Origin of the sequence: Agrobacterium vitis (assembly GCF_037039395.1) — a bacterium.
GTDB classification, from domain to species: domain Bacteria; phylum Pseudomonadota; class Alphaproteobacteria; order Rhizobiales; family Rhizobiaceae; genus Allorhizobium; species Allorhizobium vitis_E.
The window spans coordinates 250,372-276,549 of record NZ_CP146241.1 but is presented as its reverse complement, the minus strand read 5'-3'; the positions used below and the strand labels follow the sequence as shown (position 1 = coordinate 276,549).

At 58.8% G+C, this 26,178-nt stretch carries 23 protein-coding genes; 20 read left to right on the top strand and 3 right to left on the bottom strand.

Going from position 1 to position 26,178, the window contains the following annotated elements:
- Nucleotides 1-123 precede the first annotated feature (123 nt).
- On the top strand, nucleotides 124-840 hold the full coding sequence (locus tag V6582_RS01340) for a GntR family transcriptional regulator (RefSeq protein ID WP_156632096.1): 717 nt from the start codon (nucleotides 124-126) through the stop codon (nucleotides 838-840).
- Here V6582_RS01340 and V6582_RS01335 read toward each other — a convergent pair.
- On the bottom strand, nucleotides 808-1,713 hold the full coding sequence (locus V6582_RS01335) for a LysR family transcriptional regulator (protein WP_156632095.1): 906 nt from the start codon (nucleotides 1,711-1,713) through the stop codon (nucleotides 808-810). The two genes, V6582_RS01340 and V6582_RS01335, sit on opposite strands and share 33 nt — an antisense overlap.
- A gap of 117 nt (nucleotides 1,714-1,830) precedes the next feature.
- Here V6582_RS01335 and V6582_RS01330 point away from each other — a divergent pair, with 117 nt between their 5' ends.
- From V6582_RS01330 to purU, 6 genes are all read left to right on the top strand, one after another.
- Complete coding sequence (locus tag V6582_RS01330; protein WP_156632094.1) at nucleotides 1,831-3,072, top strand: FAD-dependent oxidoreductase; 1,242 nt, start codon at nucleotides 1,831-1,833, stop codon at nucleotides 3,070-3,072.
- Between the two features lie 10 nt (nucleotides 3,073-3,082).
- Nucleotides 3,083-3,334 carry a sarcosine oxidase subunit delta gene (locus V6582_RS01325; protein WP_156632093.1) on the top strand — a complete coding sequence of 84 codons (252 nt, stop codon included), beginning with the start codon at nucleotides 3,083-3,085 and terminating at the stop codon, nucleotides 3,332-3,334.
- A 1-nt stretch (nucleotide 3,335) separates the two neighbouring features.
- Nucleotides 3,336-6,230: a 2Fe-2S iron-sulfur cluster-binding protein gene (locus V6582_RS01320; RefSeq protein ID WP_156632092.1), complete on the top strand. Its 2,895-nt coding sequence runs from the start codon at nucleotides 3,336-3,338 to the stop codon at nucleotides 6,228-6,230.
- 1 nt (nucleotide 6,231) lies between these two features.
- A complete protein-coding gene (locus V6582_RS01315; protein ID WP_156632091.1) occupies nucleotides 6,232-6,903 on the top strand; it encodes a hypothetical protein in 672 nt (223 codons plus the stop codon).
- A 102-nt stretch (nucleotides 6,904-7,005) separates the two neighbouring features.
- Nucleotides 7,006-7,896 (top strand): bifunctional methylenetetrahydrofolate dehydrogenase/methenyltetrahydrofolate cyclohydrolase FolD, encoded by an 891-nt coding sequence (folD, locus tag V6582_RS01310; RefSeq protein WP_156632090.1) that lies wholly within the window; start codon nucleotides 7,006-7,008, stop codon nucleotides 7,894-7,896.
- Between the two features lie 56 nt (nucleotides 7,897-7,952).
- Nucleotides 7,953-8,837, top strand: coding sequence for a formyltetrahydrofolate deformylase (gene purU / locus V6582_RS01305; RefSeq protein WP_156632089.1), 885 nt, complete (start codon nucleotides 7,953-7,955; stop codon nucleotides 8,835-8,837).
- A gap of 73 nt (nucleotides 8,838-8,910) precedes the next feature.
- On the opposite strand, the gene V6582_RS01300 is transcribed toward purU, so the two are convergent.
- Nucleotides 8,911-9,348, bottom strand: a complete 438-nt coding sequence (locus V6582_RS01300) for a RidA family protein (protein WP_156632088.1) — start codon at nucleotides 9,346-9,348, stop codon at nucleotides 8,911-8,913.
- A complete protein-coding gene (locus V6582_RS01295) occupies nucleotides 9,345-10,559 on the bottom strand; it encodes a pyridoxal phosphate-dependent aminotransferase (protein ID WP_156632087.1) in 1,215 nt (404 codons plus the stop codon). Before V6582_RS01295 ends, V6582_RS01300 begins: the two co-directional genes overlap by 4 nt.
- Nucleotides 10,560-10,663: 104 nt before the next feature.
- Here V6582_RS01295 and V6582_RS01290 point away from each other — a divergent pair, with 104 nt between their 5' ends.
- The 13 genes from V6582_RS01290 (at nucleotide 10,664) to V6582_RS01230 (ending at nucleotide 25,946) form a co-directional block, all read left to right on the top strand.
- Nucleotides 10,664-11,533 (top strand): LysR family transcriptional regulator, encoded by an 870-nt coding sequence (locus V6582_RS01290; RefSeq protein ID WP_156632086.1) that lies wholly within the window; start codon nucleotides 10,664-10,666, stop codon nucleotides 11,531-11,533.
- 480 nt (nucleotides 11,534-12,013) lie between these two features.
- Nucleotides 12,014-13,084 (top strand): ABC transporter substrate-binding protein, encoded by a 1,071-nt coding sequence (locus tag V6582_RS01285; protein ID WP_156632085.1) that lies wholly within the window; start codon nucleotides 12,014-12,016, stop codon nucleotides 13,082-13,084.
- Between the two features lie 48 nt (nucleotides 13,085-13,132).
- Nucleotides 13,133-13,963, top strand: coding sequence for an ABC transporter permease subunit (locus V6582_RS01280; protein WP_197434393.1), 831 nt, complete (start codon nucleotides 13,133-13,135; stop codon nucleotides 13,961-13,963).
- Nucleotides 13,960-14,772 (top strand): ABC transporter permease, encoded by an 813-nt coding sequence (locus V6582_RS01275; protein ID WP_234889691.1) that lies wholly within the window; start codon nucleotides 13,960-13,962, stop codon nucleotides 14,770-14,772. The genes V6582_RS01280 and V6582_RS01275 overlap by 4 nt, the downstream gene beginning before the upstream one ends.
- A gap of 68 nt (nucleotides 14,773-14,840) precedes the next feature.
- Nucleotides 14,841-15,935, top strand: a complete 1,095-nt coding sequence (locus V6582_RS01270; protein WP_156632083.1) for an ABC transporter ATP-binding protein — start codon at nucleotides 14,841-14,843, stop codon at nucleotides 15,933-15,935.
- 172 nt (nucleotides 15,936-16,107) lie between these two features.
- Nucleotides 16,108-17,004, top strand: coding sequence for a dihydrodipicolinate synthase family protein (locus V6582_RS01265; RefSeq protein ID WP_156632082.1), 897 nt, complete (start codon nucleotides 16,108-16,110; stop codon nucleotides 17,002-17,004).
- 92 nt (nucleotides 17,005-17,096) lie between these two features.
- Nucleotides 17,097-18,518 (top strand): FAD-binding oxidoreductase, encoded by a 1,422-nt coding sequence (locus tag V6582_RS01260; RefSeq protein ID WP_156632081.1) that lies wholly within the window; start codon nucleotides 17,097-17,099, stop codon nucleotides 18,516-18,518.
- Between the two features lie 269 nt (nucleotides 18,519-18,787).
- Entirely contained in the window at nucleotides 18,788-19,564 is a 777-nt protein-coding gene (locus V6582_RS01255; protein ID WP_156632080.1) for an ABC transporter substrate-binding protein, read from the top strand.
- Between the two features lie 71 nt (nucleotides 19,565-19,635).
- Nucleotides 19,636-20,541 carry a dihydrodipicolinate synthase family protein gene (locus tag V6582_RS01250; protein ID WP_156632079.1) on the top strand — a complete coding sequence of 302 codons (906 nt, stop codon included), beginning with the start codon at nucleotides 19,636-19,638 and terminating at the stop codon, nucleotides 20,539-20,541.
- An 11-nt stretch (nucleotides 20,542-20,552) separates the two neighbouring features.
- The gene (locus tag V6582_RS01245; RefSeq protein ID WP_156632078.1) at nucleotides 20,553-21,269 is read left to right on the top strand and encodes an amino acid ABC transporter permease; all 717 of its coding nucleotides are present in this window, start codon (nucleotides 20,553-20,555) and stop codon (nucleotides 21,267-21,269) included.
- Between the two features lie 2 nt (nucleotides 21,270-21,271).
- The gene (locus V6582_RS01240; RefSeq protein WP_156632077.1) at nucleotides 21,272-22,075 is read left to right on the top strand and encodes an amino acid ABC transporter ATP-binding protein; all 804 of its coding nucleotides are present in this window, start codon (nucleotides 21,272-21,274) and stop codon (nucleotides 22,073-22,075) included.
- Between the two features lie 153 nt (nucleotides 22,076-22,228).
- Nucleotides 22,229-24,280: a hydantoinase/oxoprolinase family protein gene (locus V6582_RS01235; RefSeq protein ID WP_156632076.1), complete on the top strand. Its 2,052-nt coding sequence runs from the start codon at nucleotides 22,229-22,231 to the stop codon at nucleotides 24,278-24,280.
- A complete protein-coding gene (locus V6582_RS01230) occupies nucleotides 24,270-25,946 on the top strand; it encodes a hydantoinase B/oxoprolinase family protein (protein ID WP_156632075.1) in 1,677 nt (558 codons plus the stop codon). The genes V6582_RS01235 and V6582_RS01230 overlap by 11 nt, the downstream gene beginning before the upstream one ends.
- Nucleotides 25,947-26,178: the final 232 nt, after the last annotated feature.

Genomic DNA, 26,178 nt, shown 5'->3' with positions numbered 1-26,178 from the left:
CATAGATTGCGCTTGGGCGGTCGGATACAATGTTGTCCTGCCAGTCGCTTGCCTTGTAAAATTCTTTGTAATACCACATTTGCGATAAGGCATTGCTTTGTCAGTCTATTTGAAAGCGGAAACATGAGCGAAAGAGATGCGTGGAAAGTAGCGCGGGAGCTGCGCGAGGCCATATTGCGGCTGGAACTGCGCCCTGGGCGAAGCCTCGACGAAGCAGCACTTGCCGAATCTCTTTCCGTGTCGCGCACGCCGGTTCGCGAGGCGATCATCCAGCTCATCGCCGACGGGCTGGTGGTCCGCGAGGGCCGCTCAGCGAAGGTCGCGCCACTCGATTTCGACGATCTCCCCAAGCTCTATGATGCGCTGCTTGTCGCCAGCCGTGTCATCCATCGGCTTGCCGCGCAGAACCGCACGGATGAAGACCTCAAGAAAATCGCCGAGCAGATGGACCTTTTCAAGAAGGAAGTCGCTTCGGGCGAGGGGGTCGGTCGGTCGGAAACCAATTTCGCCTTCCACATGGCCATCGCAAAAGCCGCCGACAACCGGCACTTCGCCGCCTTCTACGAACATACGCTGATCGGCTCGATCCGCATCGCGCGCGCCTGTTTTGCCGACAATGCCAACGATGACGAAAACGATATCCGCAAGCATCTGGACGAGACGGTGCGCCAACACGACCTCATCTATGATGCGATCGTGGCGCGCGATGCGGAAAAGGCGGATGAATATGCGACGCTTCACCACAATCTGACGAAGCAGCGCATCAAGCGTATTCTTTTTGCAAGTTCGCCGGTGCTTGGCGACGAACTAAATCTCGCCGGCGAATGGAACCTGCCCTGACAACCATTCGATGAAGGCTGAGGCTGCCCGTGTCATGCGGCGCTGCTGGTTGGGAACCACATGCAGGGCAACGGGAAGAATCTCGCCTGCACCGAATGGTGCAACGAGACGCCCGGATGCCAGGTAGGCCGTGGTGTAGGAAGACATCGCGGCAGTAATTCCACCGCCGCTTGCGCAGATTTCCAGTGCCGTTGCGGCATTGTCGACTCTGAAGGGCGCCTGTTGCGGGGCAAGTTCAAGTTTTTCCTTCTGCGCCCAGAGATCCAGAAGCTGCATGCGTCCTTGAACGTGGATGAGCCGCGACGAATTTGCCCAGTCGGCGGTCGGTTTCTTCGTCGCGCGTTCTGCCGTGCGGGGATCGCAAAGCAGTGTCAGATACTCGCTGCCCAGACGGATGGACCCGGCGGGCGGGTTCTCCACGCTCAGTGCCAATATGCTCAGGTCCGCGAGTTCCACGTTGGGATCCGTCCAGATCGTGCTGTTGAGGCGAACCTCCAGATGTGGTTGGGCGACGGAAAATCCATGGAGATTGCGGGCAAGCCACAGCGCCACAAAACTCAGCGGCGCAGAAACGGTTAAACTGGTATGCGTACGGGCACCCAGAAGGCCCTGGGTTGCCATTTCCGCTCTATCCAGCGCTTCCGTGACGCCCGGCAGATAAGCGGCGCCGACCTCGGTCAGTTCCAGCCCGTTGCTGCGCCGGTGGAAAAGCGGACGCGCGAAAAAGCGCTCCAATGCGCGCACGCGCTGGCTGATGGCAGCCTGGGTGCAGTTCAGTTCCTCCGCAGCGCGGGTGAAGCTCAGGTGTCTCGCTGCGGCCTCAAAGGCCTGAAGGTAATCGAGATGGGGGAGATTGCGCATGGATGATCCCATTTGAGTTTCCTCTGCATTACGAAAACGGGGTCACTGGGTAAAGAACGATTTCTTGTATCTCGCTGATCAGAGGCCATTCTGTCTGGCATCAAAGCCACATCAAGGCGCAGGAAAACAATGCCTTTCTCCCTGTTGAAATATGGTCTCCGCTCCCGGCACATTCCGTATGGCGATATTCCGAAAACACCGGATCTGAAACGCGCCTATGATGTGGTCATCATCGGCGGTGGTGGGCACGGCCTGGCCGCGGCCTATTACCTTTCCAATGTTCACGGCATCACCAATGTCGCCGTTCTGGAAAAAGGCTATCTCGCTGGCGGCAATACGGCGCGCAATACGACGACCATCCGCTCGAACTACATGACGCCGGAATCGGTCCGATTCTACAAGGAAGGCGTTGAACTCTACGAGACCTTGTCGGAGGATCTCGGCTTCAACATCATGTTCTCGCAGCGCGGTCAGTTGACGCTCGCCCATTCCGAAGCGACGCTGCGCAGCTTTTATCTGCGCGCCGAGATAGGCAAGTATATGGGTGTGAAAATCGAGGTGGTCGATGTCCAGACCGTGCGCGAACTGTGCCCACATCTCAATCTCGATATCGGCGGCCAGCACGAAGTCCTCGGTGGCCTATGGCATGCCGATGGAGGGACGGCCCGTCACGATGCTGTCGCTTGGGGGTATGCAAAACATGCGGCTGCCCGCGGCGTGGAAATCCATCAGCGCACGGAGGTTCTAAGCTTCGGAAAGACCGGAGATCGCGTTACGGAAATCCAAACCAACCGCGGCACAATTGCTGCAGGTCAGGTTTTGCAGGCTGTAGGTGGCCTCAATGGTCAAGTCGCGGAACTGGCGGGCATCAAGCTGCCTATCCGCTGCTTCCCGCTGCAGGCCATGGTAACTCAGCCCCTGAAGCCTTTCCTGAATACGCTGGTCTCTTCCGCGAACCTGCACACCTATCTGGTCCAGTCCTCGCGCGGCGAAATCGTCATCGGCGGCGGCTCGGACCCCTATCAGCTTGCCTCCACCCGCTCGACGCTCGACCAGAAGGAGCGACTTGCCGAAGGCGCGCTGCACCTCTTTCCGTTCCTGCACAAGGTTAAACTTCTGCGCCAGTGGGCCGGCATCACCGACATGACGCCCGATTACAGCCCGATCATGGGTGCATCACCGCTTACGAACTACTGGCTCGATTGCGGATGGGGCACCTGGGGCTTCAAGGCGACACCGGTTGCCGGCAAGCGGATGGCGGAAACCATCGCCACCGGTCGCGTGCCGGATATCCTGGCGCCTTTCGACATGCGCCGTTTCGACAACTTTGCTCTTTTGAACGAAATGGGCGCGACAGCCGCCAGCCATTGATGAGGCCCTCATGAAACTCCTGACCTGCCCGGTGAACGGGCCTCGCAATATCACCGAATTTCAGTATCTCGGCCCCGTTCGCGCCGCCGACGCGGAAAATCCTCACCAACTGATCGAGTCGCTTTTCTATGTGGAGAATCCGCTTGGCGTGCTCAAGGAATGGTGGCGGCATACGCCGTCCAACACGATCCTGATTGCGGAGCGCCACACCGTCTCCGACCAGATCATCGCGACCTACCTTCCCAATCGAAAGCCTGCCTGACATGACCGAACGGCTTCCATCCCCTTGGGGTTCGCGTATCGATCGCACCTGCAAGATCGGCTTCAGCTTCGATGGCCAGGCCGTCGAAGGGTTTGCCGGCGACTGCATTGCATCCGCCATGGCGGGCGCCGACCGCTGGATCCTCTCCCGCTCGTTCAAGTATCACCGCCCGCGCGGTATCCTGACCATGGCAGGCCAGGACGCAAACACGCTCGTCCAACTGCCTGACGAACCGAACGTCCGCGCCGATTTGCGTCCGATTTCCGACACTCTGGCTGTGACAGCCCAGAATGTCAGCGGCACCGCCGAAAACGATCGCAATTCGATCCTCGACAAGTTCGGCCGGTTCATGCCGGTCGGATTCTATTATCGCGCGTTTTTCGGTCCGGGAAAGAACAGCTGGCTGAAGTTCTGGGAGCCGATTATCCGCAAGTCCGCGGGTCTCGGCAAGGTCGATATCAAGGCTGAGCATGGCCATTATATCCGTGAAAACCTGCATGTGGATGTTCTGGTCGTCGGTGCCGGTCCTGCCGGTCTGTCGGCAGCAATCAAGGCGGGCGAAGCGGGCGCGCAGGTGCTTGTCGTCGATCTCAACCCGGAAACCGGTGGAGCGCTGACCTACGCTCGTTTCGATGTCGAGATGGGGGAAGCCAACACCGTCTTGCAGATGCTTCGCAAGCAGGCCGCCGCCCTGCCGAATATCCAGGTCATGATGGGCGCGACTTGTAACGGCTGGTTTGCCGACAACTTCATTCCCGTGCTCCAGGAAAACCGGCTTTACCGGGTCCGCGCCAAGCAGGTCGTCGTTGCATCCGGCTCGCATGAACAGCCGCTCGTATTCCGCAACAACGATCTGCCCGGCGTCATTCTGTCGTCGGCAGCACAGCGTCTTCTGCGCCATTATGGCGTTCGCCCGGGCAAGCAGGCGGTGGTTTTCGCTGGCAATCGCGATGGTTATCTGACTGCGCTCGATCTCGTCGAAGCGGGTGTCAAGGTTGCTGCCGTGCTGACGCCGGCCGGTGGCGCTGTCTTTGAAGCGCTGGCGCAGTTGCTCTCCCAGAAAGGTGTGCCGGTCATCCGCAATGCAAACGTCATCACGGCGATCGGCATCAGGGGTAACCGCCACATTCGCGCCGTCACCTATAGCACGCAGCAACATGGCGAAAAGACGCTCGCCTGCGACCATATGGTCGTGGCGACCGGTTATACGCCCTGTTATCAGCTGCCGCTCAATGCCGGTGCCAAGCTCGGTTACGACGATGCGAGCCGTCAGTTCACCCTGAGCAACCTGCCGCAGGATTTTCATCTGGCAGGCTCCGTTGCCGGAGTGTTTTCGCTGAAATCTGTGCTGCGCAGCGGTGAGATCGCTGGCGCTGCGGCTGCAAAGGCGCTCGGCCATGAGGCTACCGTGCCAGATGCGATCGAGGATCTCGAAGCCGCCCAGATGAATTATGCGCAGGAGCTTTGCGCGCATCCGAAGGGCCGGGATTTTGTGGATTTCGATGAGGACCTGCAGGTCAAGGACATCAAGAACGCGGTCGCCGACGGTTATAGCGAACTTGAGCTGGTCAAGCGTTATTCCACGGTCGGCATGGGCCCGTCGCAGGGACGGCATTCCGCTTTGGCAACGGCGCGTATTGTGGCAGGCTCGACGGCCCGCAGCGTCGCCCAGGTCGGCATCACCACCTCCCGCCCGCCCTTCGGCCCGGAAAAGCTTGGCCTTCTCGCAGGCCCGAACCATGTTCTCTACCGTCATACGGCGATCCATGACGAACATGTTGCCGGCGGAGCAAAGCTTACTCCCGTCGGTGCGTGGTGGCGCCCGTTCCACTACGGCGGCAAGGGCGATGCCAGCCGCGCAATCGTCGATGAGGTTGCGCTCGTGCGCACCAAGGTCGGCATGCTGGACGTGTCGACGCTTGGCAAGCTTGCGATCCGTGGGCCTGATGCGGCTGCGTTCCTGGACCGTATCTACACCATGGCGCATGCAAAGCAGCCAATCGGACGTGTGCGTTACTGCCTGATGCTGAACGACATGGGCTCGGTGATCGACGACGGAGTGGCCTTCCGTCTCTCGGAAAACGAGTTTTACGTGACGGCAACGACCGGGGCGGTCGCACGGGTCTTTACCGAAATGATGTTCCTCAACACCAAGTGGGGCATGCAGGTCGATATTCAGAATATCACCGCAGCCTTTGCCGCGATCAACGTCACCGGGCCTTCGGCCCGGCAAGTTCTTGAAGCGCTCGGCGGCGATATCGATCTGTCACCTGGAGGTTTCCCTTATCTGAACGGCCGCGTTGGGGTCATCGGCGGATGCCCGGTACGCATCATGCGTATCGGCTTTACCGGTGAACTCAGCTACGAACTGCATGTGCCACAGTCCTACGGCGCGGCCCTGTGGCGCAAACTGCTGGAAGTCGGCGCTCCCCACGGCCTGCGCCCCTATGGTCTCGAAGCCTCGCGCATCCTGCGCCTGGAAAAGGGCCATATCATCATTGGCCAGGATACGGACGCGCTCTCGACGCCGGAAGAACTGTCGATGGAATGGGCAATTTCCAAGACCAAGGCGCGTTATGTCGGCAAGACCGGGGTCGAAGCCCGCGCCAAGCTGGAAACCAAGCGCAAGCTCTGCGGTTTTGAAATCTCGGGCGAGGCCGGCAAGCATCTCGCGGAATCCAATCTCGTCTTCCGCGATGGCCGTCCCGCAGGCTTCGTCACCTCGGCCTGCTACTCGCCGACGCTCGCAAAGTGGGTGGGTCTCGCCTATGTGGATCCGCGTGACATCCCGCCGGGATCGAGCCTGAATATCAGAAGCTTTGCTGGCAAGGACATCCAGGCCAAGGCGGTAAAGGTGCCATTCTACGACCCTGAAAGCAAACGGCAGGAGATGTGACATGACCACGAGCGGACAGACCAATACTGTCGTCAATTCTTCGCGGGTCGACCTGTCGCTTCGCAGCGATCTTCTGGGAAGCCGCGTCTCCCGCCGTGCAAACGTGCCCGGTGCTCAGGAGAATGTGGTTGTCGAATGCACCCCGACCGAACGTTTCGGTCTTCGCGGACCCGGAACCATCGACTGGGTTGCGGCTCAGGGGCTGACCATACCGCCCGCGGTCAACACATCGGCAATTTCGCCTTGCGGTACGACTGTGATGCGGCTCGGCCAGCAGGAGGTTCTGCTGACCGCCCCTGTTGGGGACGGAGGACAGAGACTGCGCGAATTGCGTCAGGCCTGGGACGAAAGCACGCTGCCGGCGAAGGGATATGACGCCTATCGCGACGAAAGCTGGGCATGGTTCGTGGTCTCCGGCCCCGACGCTCCGGCCCTGATGCGGCGCATCTCCATGGCCGATCTCGGCCCGAAAAGTCTGGAAGCGAATGAGATTGCCCAGACCCGTGCGCTCCATATGGATGTCGTAGTGGCCCGTCTGAATCGCTTCGGCGCGGTTTCCTACGACATTTTCCTCGACATCGCCTCGGCGAAATTCGCTCTGGATGTGCTGACCGAGACAGCCGAGGAGCTTGCCGTTGGTTTTCAAGTCTCGGCGTTGCGCATGGCGGGCTGACAACGGCATTTGTCGATCGGTAACGCCAATAGGGGTTGGCACGGGGGCGGGCCGCAAGACCCGCATGCGATTCAATGAGGGCAAATGAAGGACTGAATGCGGATGGTTGCTACGAAAATCGACGGAAAAGCCTTTGCCAAAACTGTGCGCCGAGACGTGGCCCTACATGTCGCGACACTTAAGTCCGATTACGGTATCACTCCCGGTCTTGCCGTGGTTCTCGTCGGCTCAGACCCGGCTTCAGAAGTCTATGTTCGCAACAAGGGAACGCAGACGCGTGAGGCAGGCATGGCGAGCTTCGAGCACAAGCTGGATGAGGCTACGTCCGAACGGGACCTGCTCGATCTGATCGCAAGGCTAAATGACGATCCGTCCGTCCACGGAATTCTCGTCCAGTTGCCGCTGCCAAAACACATAGACAGCAACAAGATCTTAAACGCCATCGATCCGGCAAAGGATGTCGACGGGTTCCACATTTCCAATGTCGGACTTTTGGGAACGGGGCAGAAGGCGATGGTGCCGTGCACGCCGCTCGGCTGTCTGATGCTGCTTCGCCATCAGTACGGCAAGCTCGAGGGAATGAACGCAGTCGTGCTTGGCCGCTCCAATATCGTCGGCAAGCCGATGGCACAACTTCTCCTGCGCGACAATTGCACTGTGACCATTGCCCATAGCCGCAGTCGTGATCTCGAAAGCACTGTTCGCGCAGCCGATATAGTCGTCGTTGCCATCGGCCGGCCGGAAATCGTCACGGGCGATTGGATCAAGCCGAGCGCGACCGTCATTGATGTCGGCATCAACCGCATCGAACGCGACGGGAAAAGGACACTCGTCGGCGACGTCGATTTCGGCAGCGCCTCGCAGGTAGCCGGTGCCATCACGCCAGTACCCGGCGGCGTCGGGCCGATGACAATCGCCTGCCTTCTGGTCAATACACTGACGGCATGCTGTCGCGCCAAGGGTCTTCCCGAACCGTCAGTCCTCACTGCCTGACCCAGACATGGCTCAGCCGTATCCGGCTGGTGCCCGCCCATCCCCCAGGAGTTCCGATGAACCAGTTTTTCTTGACAGTCACCTGCCCTTCGAAACGGGGCATCGTTGCGGCAATCACGACCTATCTGGCGCAGAGCGGATGCAACATTACCGACAGTTCGCAGTTTGACGACAGCGAGACCGGCAATTTCTTCATGCGGATCAGTTTCCGCTCGGAAACCGGAGCGGATGTCGCGACATTGCACGAGGGATTTGTCGAACCCGCAAAACTATTCGGCATGACCTATGCCTTCCATGACGAGACCGAAAAGATGAAGGTAGTGATCATGGTGTCTCGTTTCGGCCATTGCCTCAACGATCTGCTCTATCGCTGGCGGATCGGCGCGCTGCCGATCGATATCGTCGCGGTGATCTCCAACCATATAGAATACCAGAAGGTCGTGGTGAACCACGACATTCCTTTTCACTACGTCAATGTCACCAAGGCCAACAAGGGGGAAGCCGAGGCTCGCCAACTGGCAATCATCAATGAGACGGATGCCGATCTGGTCGTGCTGGCACGCTACATGCAGGTTCTGTCGGACGAGATGTGCCGCAAGATGTCGGGCCGCATCATCAACATCCACCACTCTTTCCTGCCAAGCTTCAAGGGCGCCAACCCGTATAAGCAGGCCTATGAGCGCGGTGTGAAACTGATCGGCGCGACTTCGCACTATGTCACGGCTGATCTCGATGAAGGCCCGATCATCGAGCAGGACACGATCCGCGTCACCCACGCGCAGAGCCCTGACGACTACGTTTCGCTCGGGCGCGATGTCGAAAGCCAGGTGCTGGCAAGAGCAATCCATGCCCATATCCACCGCCGCGTTTTCCTCAACGGCAATCGCACGATCGTATTCCCAGCATCGCCGGGCTCCTTCGCTTCGGAGCGCATGGGCTGAAAATCGAGATGAACGAAACCCGGCCAATCATCTCGCAAGAGGCGTTTGGCCGGGTTTTCTGGGGGCGGAGATTTTAGACGGAGGCGATCAGCTGGATTTCGACCGGCGCATTGCCGGGCAAGGACGCCACACCGATGGCGGCGCGGCAACCGATTGCGGCTTCGCCGAGGCGATCCTTGAGGAATTGCGAGGCATAATCGGCAAGCTTCGAATGTGCCATGAAGCCAGGCACGGTGGCGATATAAACCGTGAGGCTCACGATTGCCGCAAGCTTTTCACCTGCGACCAGCTGCGCTTCGGCTGCCGCAAGTGCGTTGCTGCAGGACAGGATCACCGCTTCGGCATGGGTTGCCGGATCGGCATTGGCTTCTATGATCCCCTGGAATTGCAATATGCCGTTTTGGCGCGGCGTCATTCCAGCCGTGAAGATCATGTGTCCGCAGCGAACCGCAGGAACGTAAAGCCCCTGCGGAATCGGCAGACCATCTGTTGTGCTCCGGTCCTGTGTCATGCACGATAACGGTCGGCAAGCGTGACGAGGCGTTCCGCTGCAGCAATGGCCGCCGCGTGGTTCTGCGAAAAATTCAGGCGGACGCTTGCGTCGCAATAGGGGCTGAATTCCGTACCGGGCGTCACGATGACGCTGGCCTGCAGGCGCAGGATGCGGACGAAATCCTTGCCGCTGACGGAAAGCCTGGGCAGTTGCGGGAAGATGTAGCTGCCGGCTTCCGTCGTGCGAACCTTGATGCCTTCGCCGGAGCGGAAGACCTTAAGAAGGTCGTCACGGATGGCCTCGTGCTCACGCACGCGCTGGTCCATCCATCCGGCCGGCTCATTGAACCATGTGCGGAAAACGGCCTGGCTGTAACCGCCGGCGCGCAAGGAAACGATTGCCTGAAGCTTTTCCATCCGCGTGATGATCGCCTTCGAACCGAAAGCTACTCCGAGGCGGTAACCGCTCAACGATTCAGTTTTGGACGGACCCATGATGGTGATGACATTTTCCGCGTCGATAGCTTCCGCGCGCAGATGCGAATAATCGACGCCGGAATAGAGTAGTCGCGCGTAAAGCTGGTCGACGATAACGGTCGCGCCATAGCGGCCTGCCAACGCGGCGATCGCCTTGATCTCTTCGCGGGAATAAACGACGCCTGTCGGGTTGTTCGGGTTGGAGAACAGGAAAACCTTGGCGCCCGCCTTGAAAGCGTCTTCCAGCTGGCCGACATCCAGACCGGCACGGCCTTCGACATTCAGATAATCCATCTGGATGGGCAGCATCTGGCCGTCGCAGAATTCCACCAGCTTGCGGTTGGCGAAATAGTCAGGCTGGACGATGGCAACCTTGTCGCCATTCGCGACAGTAGAGGCGACGGCGAGGAAAAGCGCGCCCTGCGTGCCCGGAGTAAGGATCATGCCATCGGCGGCATCGACCGGAGCGCCGGTGAAGCCTGCAATAGCGGGTGCGAGCTGCTCACGAATGGAGATATCGCCGCGATATTCCGTATAGGCCTGCTTGCCGCCTGCTTCGACACCAGCACTGAATACTTCGAACGAACCCGGCGTCGGCGTGAAGGCATCGACATCGCCGTGAGAGAAATCGACCTGGCGCCCGTCGATTTTTTCCCCGCGCAGAAGCGACTGGATATCACCTACCTGCTGGCGGACTTCCTGGCCCGGCGCGGCATCGGTGCCCATGCGCTCGAACTTGGCATATATAGTCATTGAAACTCCTTTCGCGGCACAAAGCCACACAACTCAACGCTACCTGAATTTTAAAGCAATAAAATACGCTTGCTAGTTTCTTCAAAAGATAGAAAATCTATCTTATGGATACAAAATTCCTCGAAAGCTTCCTCATCGTCGCCGAATGCGGGTCCTTTGCTGAGACGGCGCGGCGTCTTAACATGACATCCGCAGCTGTCGCTCAGCGCATAAGGGCGCTGGAAGCGGAACTCGGGCAGGATCTGGTTTCACGGGTCGGGCGGACCGTTCGGCCTACTGCCGCCGGGCTTGCCGTGCAGCGCCATGGGCCGGCGCTGGTGCGGGCCGCTCGGGATCTGCGGGCGATCGCGGCAGGAGATTTGCCCAGCGGCCAGTTGCGCCTGGGTGCGACGGCCACGGCCATGACCGGTCTCATTCCGCAGATCACGGCAAGCCTCAGCGAGCGGTTCCGACAAATTGACTATTTTCTCCTGCCAGGTTCGTCGGTGAACCTTTACCATGCGGTGCTGTCGGGAGAACTGGATGCCGCCCTCATCATCGAGCCGCAATTTCCCATTCCCAAAGCCTTCGGCTGGTCCACGATCCGGCGCGAACCGCTGCTCCTTCTTACCCCTGAAGGAATGGAGGTCGATGATCCTCATCGGACATTGACCGAAAAGTCCTTCATTCGTTACGACCGCAATCAATGGGGAGGACAGATCGTCGACCGATACCTACGCCGTCACTCCATCAATGTGCGGGAATGGGCCGAGCTGGATGCATTGGATGCCATCGCGGCGCTGGTCGATCGCGGGTTGGGAGTGGCCCTCGTTCCGGATTGGGCCCCGCCGTGGCCGCAAGGGCTGCGGCTGCAGAAATATAGCATGAAAAATGGCGAGCTTCGCAACATGGGGGTCCTATGGGCCAATTCCGGCCCGAGGATTGCTGCCATTCGCGCTTTTGTCGAAGCTTGCGAAGAAGTTGCGACGATTTGAGAGCCCGGCTTTGCGAGGATTTCATCCAGTTCGATCGCTGCGATTCTTTTCCAAGCAATTGGAATTTTTGGGTAATTTTTTGCCCTCTACGCCCTCGATAGGCGCGGATTTCAGCCTCGATAAATCTCCTTTTTGAAAAAGATTCGCGAACAAATCCCATTGACAGGACGTTCGGTATACGTAAAGTATTCTGAAAGAAGGCTTCTAATGTCCAGGCCTTTTCGTGACCGCTTCACCGAAATCAGGCGGTTGAGTTGTAGAAAACGACAGCATTCCGACCATAGGACCGGCGTCAGAGACTGACGACGGAACGCAAATTAACCAGCGCCGCCTCGGGTTGCGCTGTGAATGCGAAGGCGCGTCCAGTCGGGGCGGTCTTGCAATAGAAAAGGGCTCAGAGGTGCTCAATTCGCGGCTGGTGAAAATCACCCCGCCGCAAGCAGTGAATACATCCAACGATAGAGAAAAAAGGGGAACACAATGACTCGTCGTCGCATGAATTTGCCTATGATCAACCGTCGTAATTTTCTCGCCAAAGCCGGTCTTGCTGTGGGTGGTGCGTTAGCGTCACCTTACGTCAGCACAAGTTATGCCGCGACGAAGGAACTCGTTCTCGTGACCTGGGGCGGAAACTATCGCCAAGGCATGGAAGACGGCCTCGTGAAGCCGTTCATGAAGGAAACCGGCATCAACGTGACGGTTCTCGACACGCCCGACATGGCCAAGGTTAAGGCTCAGGTCATGACCGGCAATGTTCAGTGGGACGTGTTCGATGCGCCCGGCTCGATGGGTGCCAGTGGGGCTGCGAACGGATACTGGGAAAAGCTGCCGTCCGGCTTGTTCGACGAATCCGACCTAACGCTGCCCTCCAAGGACATGCTCGTCCCTTTCTTCACGTTCGCTGGTGGCATCGCCTTCGATCCGGGTCGTTTTCCGGACGGCAAGCACCCGAAGACATTTGCCGACTATTTCAATGCCGAGGCATTTCCGGGTCGCCGCACGTTGAGAACCCGTGCAATGGAAACGCTCGAAATCGCGCTTCTCGGCGATGGCGTTGCTCCGACCGATCTTTACCCGCTTGATATCGACAGAGCCTTCAAGGTGCTGGAAAAGATCAAGCCGCATATCGCCAAATGGGTGGAAGCCACGCCGCAGACAGTCACGCTTCTGCAGACCAAAGAAGTGGATTTCAGCTTCACCTATGCCAACCGTATCCAGGCGAGCAACCGCGATCAGGGCGTCAAGCTCGGTTTCTCCTTCGACCAAAACCTCAACGGCGTCGAATATCTCGCCGTTCTCAAGGGCGCACCGAACAAGGAAAACGCCTTCAAATTCCTATCCTTCGCCATGAAGCCGGAATATCAGGCTTCATGCATGGAAGCGAAGGGCGGCGCCCCGATCAGCCGTAAGGCCTATTCGCTGCTGAAGCCGGAATCGCTTGAATGGCTGCCCAAGCTCGACGCCAAGAATAACGCCTATATCAATGACGAATGGTGGTCGACGAAGCTCGAGGCGACGGAACGCCGCTTCAAGGAATGGCTACTTGGTTAACTCCAGTCACGATTGCAAATCGCTGGTTTAAGCCTAGAGGACATTTCAGTGACCGTTATCGCATCAAAAGGTGCCGGCCCTTTCATAGCCCCGGCAGCGATCCTTTCGCTGCTGGTGGCCCTGGTTCCGGTCATCTTCATTTTCTACAACAGCACGGCCGGTGGAACCTCCACGGAAGCCTTTTCCAGCATTCTCGGCAGCAACCTGTTCCGGCGCGCGATGCGGACGACCATGGAGGTATCCCTCCTCGCCAGTCTCCTCAGCGTCGTATTGGGTTATGTCGTCGCGCTGCATCTGGCGCGTCAGTCGGCGCGACGGCGTGCCGCACTGATGGTCCTGGTGCTTTTGCCCTTCTGGACCAGCATTCTCGTCAAGAGCTATGCCTTCACGATCATTCTGGGCCGGGAAGGCATCGTCAACAACTTCCTGTCCTGGGTGACCGGCGCGCAGATCGTGCTTCCATTGATCTTCAACCGTGTCGGCGTCATGGTCGGCATGACCAATTACCTGACGCCGCTCGTGGTCTTTCCCGTGCTTGCCAGCCTGCTGGCGATCGATCCGGCGCTCTACCGGGCAGCCGAGATTATGGGTGCCAAACCCGCCCGCATCTTTCTGACGGTGACACTTCCCCTTAGTTTTCCGGGCGTTCTTGCCGGTGCGCTCAGCGCAGCCGTGATGTCGCTGGGGTTCTTCATCGTGCCTGCCCTCATGGGTGGCAAACAGGATATCATGCTTGCCAATCTGGTCGACTTCTATACCCGCGAGGTTCTGGACTGGAATATCGCATCTGCGGTGGGTGTGATCCTGTTTGCTCTTGTCGCCATATTCGCGGTGCCGGCAATGCTTGTGCGCAGCAAACAGCAGGGAGCGGGCACATGAGTGGTGATATCAGGGACGGTCGCAAGGCCGCTTATCGGTGGATCGGCACAGCTCTGGCCATGTGTGTCTACGTGTTCCTGCTTGCGCCGAGCGTCATCGTCATTCCGGTCTCATTCGGTTCGCAATACGAACTCAGCTTTCCACCGAAGCAATATTCGCTCGATCTCTATCGTATCTTCTTTTCGAGCGATGCCTGGATGCAGCCGCTGTTCCTCAGTGTGCGGGTTGCATTGATGACGACGGTTATCTCGACGGTGATCGCCGTACCGGCCGCCTATGCGGTCGTGCGCTTCAACTTCGTCGGAAAGAAATTGCTGATCGGCCTCATCATGAGCCCGCTGGTCATTCCTTCAGTGGTGTTTGCGCTCGGCGTCTACCTCTATTTCTCCTATCTCAGGCTGACGGGAACCACCGCAGGCCTCGTCGTTGCCCATACGATGTTCGTACTTCCTTATGCGCTGGTCATTATCAGCGCCGGCATCCAGAAGCTCGATGCGAACCTTGAATTCGGTGCGATGCTGATGGGGGCGGGACGTTTCCGGATGATGATGACGGTCGTGCTGCCGCAGCTTTATCCGTCGATCGGGGCAGGGGCGCTGTTCGCCTTCCTCATCTCCTTCGATGAGGTCGTCATTTCCTGGTTCCTGGCCGGTCCCACGACGACCACCCTATCGGTGAAGATGTTCAGCGCGATTCAGTGGGAAATCTCGCCGGTGATTGCCGCCGTGTCGACAATTCTCACGGCCATCTCGCTCGTCGTGTGTCTCGCCAATGTCATGCTTCAAAAGAAGGCCGAGATTCCGGCCTGAGGCGATCGATCGCCGAACACAACGATCCGCGCCAGAGCTGACGCCCGATCCGCGCCAAGGAAGAAATTATGACTGCTACCGAACAGAACATGATTGAACTGCAAGGGGTTTCGAAGGAATTCGGTACGTTCCTCGCGCTTCACCCCACCACGCTCCAGGTCAAGAAGGGTGAGTTTCTTACCCTGCTCGGCCCTTCCGGTTCCGGCAAGAGCACGCTTCTCAACCTGATTTCCGGTGCCTTTGCATCGACTTCGGGAAAGATCCTCCTCAATGGCGTGGACATCACCAACGCGCCGCCGCGCAAGCGCGGCATCGGCATGGTGTTCCAGAACTACGCCCTGATGCCGCATATGACCGCCTTCGAAAACGTCGCCTATCCGCTCAAGGTGCGCGGCGCCTCCAAGGCAGAGATCAAGGATAAGGTCGCGGATGCATTGAAGCGCGTCGGCCTTGCCGGCTTCGAACATCGCAAGCCGAAACAGCTTTCCGGTGGCCAGCAGCAGCGCGTCGGCATTGCCCGCTGTATCGTCTATTCGCCGTCGATCATCATGATGGACGAGCCGCTCGGCGCACTCGACAAGAACCTGCGCGAGCAGATGCAGGACGAGATCAAGACCCTGCATCGTGAGATCGGCACCACATTCATCTACGTGACGCATGACCAGGAAGAAGCCCTGAACATGTCCGATCGCATTTGTCTTATGAACCATGGCGGTATCGTGCAGCTCGGCACGCCGGACGATCTCTATTTTCGCCCGGTCAACAGGTTCACGGCCCAGTTCATCGGCGAGTCCAACTTGCTGACCGGCACGGTGGAGGCCGGTGGTCGCCTGAAACTTTCCAGCGGCTACACGCTGGCCCTGCCGTCGAATACCAAGCGTGCCGTCGGTCAGTCCTGTCAGGTCATGTTGCGGCCCGAACGGGTCAGGACCGCAATTGCGGGCGAGGCGCTTGCAACGGTAACCACACAGACCACGTCGGGGCGCGTGGTCGGCGTTTCCTTCATCGGCAGCATGACGACGCTTAGCGTCGAGCTGCCGGACTGCACGGTTCTCAAATTGAAGCTCACATCGCTGCCGCTTCAGAGCCGATACAAGGTCGGCGACGTCATCGAACTGCGGTGGGACGCTGAGGATCTCGTTGTCCTGGAGGACGAAACCTAGGAACTGTCAGGTCCAGATTGAACCAGACAGCCCCTAGACTCTCTTGTTTTCGTTTGTTTTTTCGGGAAAGCCGGGTTCCGTTTTTCCCTGACAAACTCTCATCCGGGTCCAGCCGCAAACGCAGACCCGCATATCGCTCTCTTAATGAGAGCCGGACTTTTGGAGACAGATCATGGATATCAAGAATCTTTCCGGCATCGTCACGGCGACGCCAACGCCAATCAAGGACGGAAACGTCGACGTCGCTTCGGTCAAGGAGCTTGCCCGCTATCTGGTCGCGAATGGCGCAACGGGTCTGGCACCGATCGGCGGCACCGGGGAATATATCTCGCTCAGCGAACGGCAGAAGATCGATATGGTCCGCGCGACCGTCGAGGCCGTCGACGGCGCCATTCCGACGATTGCCGGCCTGATCGCTCCGGGCCTCGGCGAAGTCTTCGATTCCGGCAAGCTCATTCTCGATGCCGGAGCCGATGGCCTTCTGGTCACCACGCCTTTTTATGTCCGTCCGACGCAGCAGGGCGTCATCGACTATTTCAAGGCGATATCCGATACGCTTGACACCGATCTCGTCCTCTATGAATTCCCCTACCGCACCGGGGTTTCCCTGACGGCGGAAACGGTTCAGGCGCTTGCCGAAACGACCCGCATCGTGGCGATGAAGGCCTGCAATTCGGATGCCGGCCTGCAGATGCGCGTTCTCGAAGCTGCTGGCGACAAGATAGACATCCTGTCCGGCGACGAGGATGTCTATCCGCTGCATCTGGCCGCTGGCGCCAAGGGCGGCCTGTTTGCGTCGTCCTGCATTATCCCGAAAGTGTGGAACAAGATTACCGAACTGGGACAGGCCAGTAAAACGGCTGAAGCTCTGGCGCTGCACGCAAAGATCCGGCCGTTTCTCAAGCTGATCTTTTCCGAGCATAACCCGATTCCGCTCAAAGCGGCCCTTCGTATTCTCGGAAGGCCTTGCGGCGAGGCTATTCTGCCGCTTTTGAGCACCAGCGCCGAGACCGAGGAGCAGCTGGTCAAGATGCTCCCGCAAATGCAGGCCCTCGAAGCGTCGTTCTGATGGAGCCCCGTGGCGGCGGATCGCTGCCGTCACGCCCAAATCAACAATTGATATGATGCGTGCGCGGCAGGTTTGCCGACTGGAAGTGGAAAATGGACATCGATAAGCAGATCGTCGCCGAAATCGGGCAACGGATTGGCGTAAAGAACATCAGGACTGGAGCCGACGCTGAGGGTTTTCTGGAGGATTTCTGGGGCCGGGCGCGGGGCAAGGCATTGTGTGTCGCTCTGCCCGGCAACACACAGGAAGTCTCCGATGTTGTTTCCATCTGCTCCAGGAACAAGATCGCGGTCTTCCCGCAGGGCGGCAATACCAGCACTTGCCTCGGCGCCGTGCCGGATGCTTCAGGCCGTTCCATCGTGATTTCGCTTGCGCGGATGAACCGCATTCTGTCGGTCGATCCGCTCGATGCTTCCATCACTGCCGAAGCTGGCTGTATTCTCGCCGACATTCAGGAGGCCGCAGCCACGGTCGACAAATTCTTCCCGCTCAGCCTCGGAGCGGAGGGAAGCTGCCAGATCGGCGGCAATGTCGCGACCAATGCTGGCGGCACCAGCGTGCTGCGTTACGGCAATACCCGCGATCTCGTGCTCGGCATGGAAGTCGTGCTGCCCGATGGCCGGATCTGGAACGGCATGCGCACGCTCCGCAAGAACAATACGGGTTACGACCTGAAGCACCTCTTTATTGGGGCGGAAGGTTCGCTCGGCATCATCACCAAGGTTGCCTTGAAGGTTTTTCCGAGCCTCGGCCATCTGACCTCGGCACTGATCTCCTTTGAGGATATCGCTGATATCACCGCCTTTACCGAGCCGCTGCGGTCCGCTTTCGATACCTCGATTATCGCCATGGAGCTGATTTCCGGCAGCGAGGTTCGCATCGTCAAGGCGATGATACCAGATATAAGCGTTCCCTACGATCCGAATGTCGGCTGGTTCCTGCTGGTGGACCTAATCTCTGATGGCCGGGGCGACATCGCCGACCGTCTCCAGGAGGTCCTGGGCGAAGCGATGGAGGGCGGACAGATCACCGATGTGCTGATCTCCGCTAACGAGGCGCAACGCGCCGCCATCTGGAAGCTTCGGCATTCGGTCACAGAGTCCCATAAGAAATATGGCATGGGCATGTCGCATGATGTCGCCGTGCCAATCGGGGATATCCCACGTTTCATCCAGATCGCCAAAGCAAAGATCGACGAGGCCTTCCCGCAGGCCGATATCGCGATCGTCGGCCATGTCGGCGACGGCAATCTGCATTACAACGTCATTTTCGAACAATCCCGCTGGGACGCCATCCCCGACCAGAACCAGATGCGCAAGAACATCTACAAGGCGGTCTACGACATTGCGGCAAGTATGAACGGCACGTTCAGCGCCGAGCACGGGATCGGCGCCTTGCATGTGGCGGAAATGAAAACCTACAAGTCCGAAATCGAGCTTGAAATGATGAAGGGGATCAAGGCGTTGATTGATCCTCACAGCATAATGAACCCCGGTCGGGTACTTCCGGACTGATGTTGCCAATGGAAAGAGAAGGCGAAGGATAAGGCGACCCGATTTAGCCTGCGGCACATATTCCGCAAGCGATCCGATCGATCAACAGAACTGTTTTCCCGCATCTTCGCCTGTCGCAAGCGAAGCGGTTTCCGGCTGGCCGCAATCAGGCGCAAAGCCAGCATTCCAGAATATGAAAACCCGAAATTTCTTCACTTCCAGCCCAGGCAATCGATTGACAAATCTTTCAGTATACAAATAGGATACCCAAACAAGAAAAGGGGAATGTCATGAAACGAACCCATGCAATCGCCGCCTCATTGATCTTGAGTGCCGCGCTTTCGGGAGCAGTTCACGCCCAAGACGCGCCAAAAAATCTCAAGGTCGGCACATCGCTTACCCAGATGCCCTGGGGCTTCTATGACGAGAACCAGAAGCCGACCGGCGTCGATGTCGCGCTCTGCGGTGCCATCGCCAAGCAGCTGGGATTGACGCCCGAATTCATCAGCCTTGATTTTAAGGGTCTCATTCCGGCCCTGCAGGCCGACCGTTTCGATATGGTCTGCGCTGCCATGTACATTACGCCGGAGCGCGAGCAAGTGATCACCATGGTCCCTTACATCCAGGCGAGCCAGACAGTCGTCACCAAGAAGACGGCGACTATCGAAGGACTCGAAGGGCTTTGCGGCCATTCGGTCAGTGTCCTGCAGGGATCGGGTTCGTTGAAAGTGCTTCAGGAAGCCAGTTCCAAGTGCGACGCAGCCGGCAAACCGGCTGTAACGATCCAGGCTTTCGACACGCAGCCCGTCGCTATTCGCGCGCTGGAAAACGACAGCGTCGAGGGCTTCATCGCGACGGACTCGCTCATTTCCTACTACATGGCCAAGAACGACAGCCTGAAGAAGGTTGCGACCGGCATCAGTCCCACAAAGCTCGGCATCGGTTTCCAGCCGGGCAACAAGGCTTTGGCGAAACTCGTTGCCGATGCCCTGACCGCCATGAAGGCGGACGGTTCCTACGACGCGATCCTGAAGCAATGGGGCATTGAGAGCGCCGCTCTCAAATAGGCCGGTATCGACTGATTGGCCGACGGCCGCTGGTCGCCGGTCCATACGTTTCCAGCAACAAGGTTAGGCTTATGAAAAGCGAACTCAAGGGTATTATCAGCGCGGTTCTGACACCGTTTACCAAGGACGGTGCAGCGATCGACGAGGCCGCCTATGGCCGGTTGATCCGGTCGCAGCGCGACGCCGGCATTCATGCCGTGGTCGCTAGCGGTTCGACGGGCGAACATCCCGCTTTGTCGGTTGCCGAACGCAAGCGTGTTTACGAAATCGCGGTCGAAGCGGCTGGCGACAAGATGGGCGTCGTTGCACATGTCGGTTCCAACAATGTTCGCGATGCGCTGGAGCTTGCCCAGCACGCCCGTAATCTCGATGTCGATCAGATGCTGGTCGTCACGCCTTATTTTGACAGTCTGAAATTTGCCGATGTGCAGCGGTTCCTCGACAAGATCGTCAAGATCGCCGGTGGCCCGATCATCTATTACGATACGCCCTCCATCACCCGTCTCGATATTACGGAAGACCAGATGGTGATATTGAAGCGCGATGGTCTCGTGTCCCATATCAAGGATAGCCCGCAGAGCTTCACCCGCACCATCCGCATGCTCTCCAATCCGGATGCCCCAACCGTACTGGCCGGTTCCGACCCGGCACTTCTCGCCGTGCTTGCCCATGGCGCAACGGGCACGATCATCGGCGCCTCCACCTTCGTCCCGGAACTCTGCGTCGAACTCTACGACCGCATTTCCGTCGACAGAGATTGGAACGCTGCATTGAAGGTCTGGGACAGGTTGTGGCCTATCCTCAATTTCATGCTGCTCAACGGTTACGTCGCGCTTGCCAAGGCCGGTTCGGAAATCCGGGGCCTGCCGCTCGGCGACCCGCGCGAACCTCTGTCTGCTTCGCCCGCCGAGCTGCGCGAGCGCTTCAAGGCGGTGCTTGAGGCTTCTGGTGTCACGTCTCTCCCGCTGGCCGCATAAGGAGAAAGACAATGCCCGTTTGGGATTGGTCCGTATTCTTCCATAATCTGGTGCATCCGACCATCCTGACGGGATTGTGGACGACGATCTGGTTGACCCTGCTGACGCTGGTTCTGGCTATCGTGCTTGGAACCGTCGTTGCGCTGATCGGCCGGATCGATAGTTTTCTCACACGCGGCTTCTACCAGGCCTATGTCGCTTTCTTTCGGGCAACGCCGCTCCTGGTGCAGCTGGTATTCCTTTATAGCGCCCTGCCACAGATGGGCATCCGGCTGTCGGTCGTGGAAGCGGCAATCATCGGCCTGATGCTGTCGGAAAGCCCTTATGTGGCGGAGATCGTGCGTTCGTCACTTTCGGCGGTGCCCGTTGCCCAATGGGAAGCTTCCAAGGCGATTGGCATGCGGCCGCTGACGATTATGCGATGGATCATCTTCCCGCAGGCACTGCGCATCGCGGTTCCGCCGCTCGGAAACGAATTCGTCAGGCAGTTGAAGAACACGTCCCTGGTCTCGGTAATTTCGATGACCGAACTCTTCCGGGCGACCGACAACCTTACCCAGGCGAACTTCCGCGTGCTCGAAGCTCTTTCCGTCGCAACGATCTATTACCTCGGCGCGACGGCTATCTGGACACTGCTTCAGAACGCATTCGAAAAGCGCAATTCCAGATGGTTTGCCGATGCAGGCGCACCGAAAGCCGAAGAATTTACGCCAGCGGCGGCGGTATGATCATGACCACATCAGTCAATAAATCCGGCTCATTCCTGCAGCTTCGCGACGTGGTCAAAAATTACGGTCACTACGTTGCTCTGAAGAGTGTTTCCGTCTTGGTCGAAAAAGGCCAGGCGACCGCCCTGATCGGCCCCAGCGGATCGGGAAAGAGCACGCTTCTTCGCTGCATCAATACGCTGGAGACCATATCTTCAGGCACGATCATGGTCGGTGAAGAGGAGATTGGCGCAAATACGACGGCGGCGGGGCGCAAGAAGCTCGGTGAAAATGTCCTTGCCCGCCAGCGCGAAGACATCGGCATGGTGTTTCAGAGCTTTAATCTCTTTCCGCACATGACGGCGCTCGACAATGTGACGTCCGGGCCGCGACTGGTGCGCGGACAGGATGCGGCAAGTGCCCGCAGACGAGGTCTGGAACTGCTCGCCCGCGTCGGTCTCGCCGACAAGGCGGGGAGCTTCCCACGCCAGCTTTCGGGTGGGCAGCAGCAGCGCGTTGCAATTGCACGGGCTCTCGCGATGGAGCCGAAGATCATGCTCTTTGACGAGCCGACATCGGCGCTCGACCCCGAAACAGTGCAGGACGTTCTGAACGTCATTCGAGACGTGCGGGATTCGGGCATGACGATGTTGATCGCTACCCACGAAATGGATTTTGCCCGCCATGCATCAGACTGGACCATCTTCATGGAAGCTGGCCAGATTGTTGAGCAGGGACCATCGAGCAAGGTTCTATTCGAGCCGGAAACGGACCGTTGCAGGCGGTTTCTGGCAGGGCTGACAGGAGCCGTCGCGCCAACACACTGAATACCTGAAGGGGGCGTTGGAACGATTGGAAACGGCTCTGCCGGATGAAAATTGCCAATTTCCCTTTCTTTCATTTGCTATTGGGTATTCATTATGGATACTGAAATCGAAGTAGCCTTATCGGGGCTTTCAAGGATCGGAAGCGAGAACAGCATGGCTGACTGGGTCATCGGTGTGGACGTCGGTGGGACGTTCACGGATTTTTCTGCACGTGATCTCAAGACAGGTGCGGCCCATATTCACAAACGTCCATCGACGCCGGATGATCCTTCACGGGCCATTCTGGAGGGTCTGAAGGAACTGCAACAAAAGACGGGTATTCCGGGCGAGGATATCGTGCGTTTCGCGCATGGAACCACGGTTGCCACCAATGCCCTCCTACAGCGCCGTGGCGCTGCCATTCGCCTGATCACCACCAAGGGTTTTCGCGATCTGGTCGAGATCGGGCGCCAGGTTCGTCCCCTGATCTACGACCTTCAGGAAGATGCGCCAGCGCCGCTCGTCATGCGCAGTAATCGCCTCGAAGTAACCGAGCGCATCGGCTCGCGGGGCGAGATCGTCGTCGATCTTACCGATAAAGAAATCGCAAGGCTGATCGCCGAGCTGAAGGCTGCGCCGCAGGTCGAAAGCATCGCCGTCTGCCTGCTCTTCTCCTTTCTCAACCCGATCCACGAACAGCGCATTGCCGCCGCCGTCCGCGCTGCGCTGCCGGATGTCTATGTCTCGATTTCGAGCGAAGTTCAGCCAGAATTTCGCGAGTTCGAACGGTTTTCCACGACCCTGATCAATGCCTTCCTGCAGCCGGAAGTCGGCCGCTACATGGAGCGGCTGAAGGGCGCGATCAGTGAAGTCGCACCGAATGCCAAGTTCGGCATCTTCCAGTCGAGTGGCGGTCTGATGTCGGTGGACAGGGCGCTGGAATTTCCGGTGCGCACGGCGTTGTCCGGCCCGGCCGCCGGTGCGGTGGGCGCGGCGGCGGCCGGTGGAAAATCGTCGATCGGCAATATCATCACGCTCGACATCGGCGGCACAAGCACCGACGTCTGCCTGATCCGCGACGGTGAAACCGAAATCGCTCATGTCCGCGACATTGCCGGCTTCCGCATTCGCCTTCCCATGGTGGACATCCACACCGTTGGCGCTGGTGGCGGCTCGATTGCCCATATCGGTCCTGACGGCCTGATGAAGGTAGGCCCGGAAAGCGCCGGTGCCGTACCGGGACCCGCCTGCTATTGCAAGGGTGGCACCAAGCCGACCGTATCGGACGCCAATGTCGTGCTCGGCCGTCTTCCGGCCTCGCTTGCCGGCGGTCTGATGATCGATCGGGAAAAGGCCGTCGCGGCGATCAACACGATTGCCGAACCGCTCGGCATTCCGGTGATCAAGGCGGCGCTCGGAATTTGCGGCATCGTTTCCTCCAATATGACGCGGGCCATCCGTGCCGTCTCCACCCAGAAGGGGCATGATCCGCGCGACTTTGCGTTGATGCCCTTCGGCGGTGCCGGCGGCCTGCACGCCACCGACGTGGCGAAATCGCTGGGCATCAAGCGCATCATCGTGCCGGCGACGCCGGGCATTCTCTGCGCCGAAGGCCTGATCGAAGCGGATCTCCAGGAAAACTTCGTCTTCACCTGTCGCACGCCGCTTGATGGTTCGCTGGCACCGATCGAAAAGGCTGTCGAGCAACTGGACGAACAGGCCAAGACATGGCTCGCAATCGAGGCGCGGGGTACTGAGGGCGCTTATCGCCTGCTGACCCTCGATATGCGCTATGTCGGCCAGAACTACGAACTGCCGGTCACGCTCGGTCAGCCAGGCGACGAGCCGCAGTTGCCAGATATCGAGGTGCTGAAAGAAGCATTCTTCGAAGTGCACCAGCGCAGCTACGGGCATGTCGACCGGGAAGCGCCGATCGAGATTATGAACGTGCGCATGAAGGCGGTTGCCCGCCTCAGCCAGATCACGCCGCTTTCCGAAAAGCCGGTCGGCCCCGCCAAGGCGTCCGAATATCGTGACGTCTGGTTTGACGAACATGCGCCGGTTTCCACTCCGATCTACCCCCGCAGCACGCTGGAAGCTGGCGTGCGCCTGCAGGGGCCTGCAATCATCACGCAATTCGACACGACGACTGTCGTGCCACCATGGGCGACGCTGACAGTCGACCCGGCGCTCAGCCTCATTCTGGAGATCGACGATGCTCAATAAGATCGGCCTTGACCCCATCGCGCTCGAAATTAGCTGGAACGGCCTGAAGTCGATTACCGACGAATGCTTCCTGACGATCATGCGCAGCGCATTCTCGACCAATATCAAGGAACGCCACGACCATTCCACCGCGATCGCCGATGCCCAGGGCCGGCTTGTCGTTCAGGCAGAACAAGCGCTGCCGATCCATCTGGCGTCGATGGCCGGTCTGATGACGCATATTATCGACCAGTATGGCGATACAATCGCCCCCGGCGACGTGTTTATCGGCAATGATCCGCATGTTGCCGGTGGCACGCATTTGCCCGATATCAACCTTGCCATGCCGGTATTCGGCGAAGGACGCCTTGTCGGTTTCGTCGCCAATATCGTCCATCACGCGGATGTCGGCGGCGCTGCGGTCGGCTCCATGTCCGGCGGTCTCGACGAGATCTACAAGGAAGGTCTGCGTATCCCGATCGTGCGTCTGTTCAGCAAGGGCGTGCTGCAGGACGATATGATGCGCATCCTGCTCCTCAACATGCGCCTTCCCGAAGAGCGCAAGGGCGACCTTAATGCCCAGATCGCGGCTGCTCGCCTTGGCGAGCGTCGTTTGCAGGAGTTCATTTCGCGTCATAGTGCCTCCTATATGGAAGCGGTGTTCCAAGACATCATCCGCCGCACCAATCTGCGGATGCGCGCCGCCATCGCCAAGCTTCCTGATGGCGAATACACGTTCACCGACGTCATGGATGACGATGGGGCAGGCACCGAGGACATCAGGATCAATCTCCTCATTCGCAAGTCGGGTGAAAAGATCATCTTCGATTTCGAAGGCACAGACCAACAGGTTCCCGGCAACTTCAACCTGACGTTCAACGCGACCCAATCGGCCGTCTGCTTTTCGCTGAAGGCGTTGCTTGATCCCGAAGTGCCGAACAACCAAGGTATTTTCGATGCAATCGAAATCCGTGCGCCGCTCGGCTCGTTCATGAATTGTGTCGCGCCGGCATCGGTGGCGTTGCGCGCCAATACCTGCCAGCGCGTCGTCGATATCGTCATCGGCGCACTGGCCGAAGCTTTGCCCGACCAGGCGATAGGGGCCGCCAACGGCGCCAATACCAGCGCCGTCTTCGCCGGCGTCGATCCGCGCAGCGGCAAGCAATATATCTATCTTGAGACGCTTGGCGGCGGCATGGGCGCCCGTGCGACGAAGGATGGCAAGGACGGCGTTCAGGTGAACATCACCAACACGTCCAATCTTCCAGTCGAGGCGATCGAGATCGAATATCCGCTGCGTGTCGAGGAATATGCGCTGGTCGAGGATTCTGGCGGCGCAGGACGCTTCCGCGGTGGCCTCGGCATTCGCCGGACGATCCGCCCGGTTGATCATGACTGCGAGTTCAATGGCGTAGGTGAGCGTTTCCGCAACCGGCCCTGGGGCATTTTTGGCGGAACGGCCGGCCTGCCCGGACGCTTCGTGAAGCTGGACGGCGAGGGCGGCGAAGAAAGCCTGCCCTCCAAGGCAAACCGCATTCGCCTGACGCCTGCCATGGCGGTAGTCATCGAGACACCCGGCGCTGGCGGTTATGGTTTGCCGAGCGAACGTAGCAAGGAACTCTTGCGCGAAGACCACGACAGCGGCAAGTTCTCTGCGGCGTTCCTTGCTGAAAACTACAAGAAGTAAGGGCACGATAAGGAAAGCGGCATCGTGTGCAAGCTGCTAAATGCCAGCTGAAGACGCCAGGTCGTTGCCAAGTACATGGACGTGGGTCGCCTATCGGCCCGCGAGCGGATGGCTCGCTGCACCGTCGCACGGCTCATGAGAATGATGGGCTTCAGGGCATCATTCGCGGCAAGCGGTCCGAACGACGATCAGCGACAAGGGCGCTCCATGCCCGCTCGATCACATCAACCTC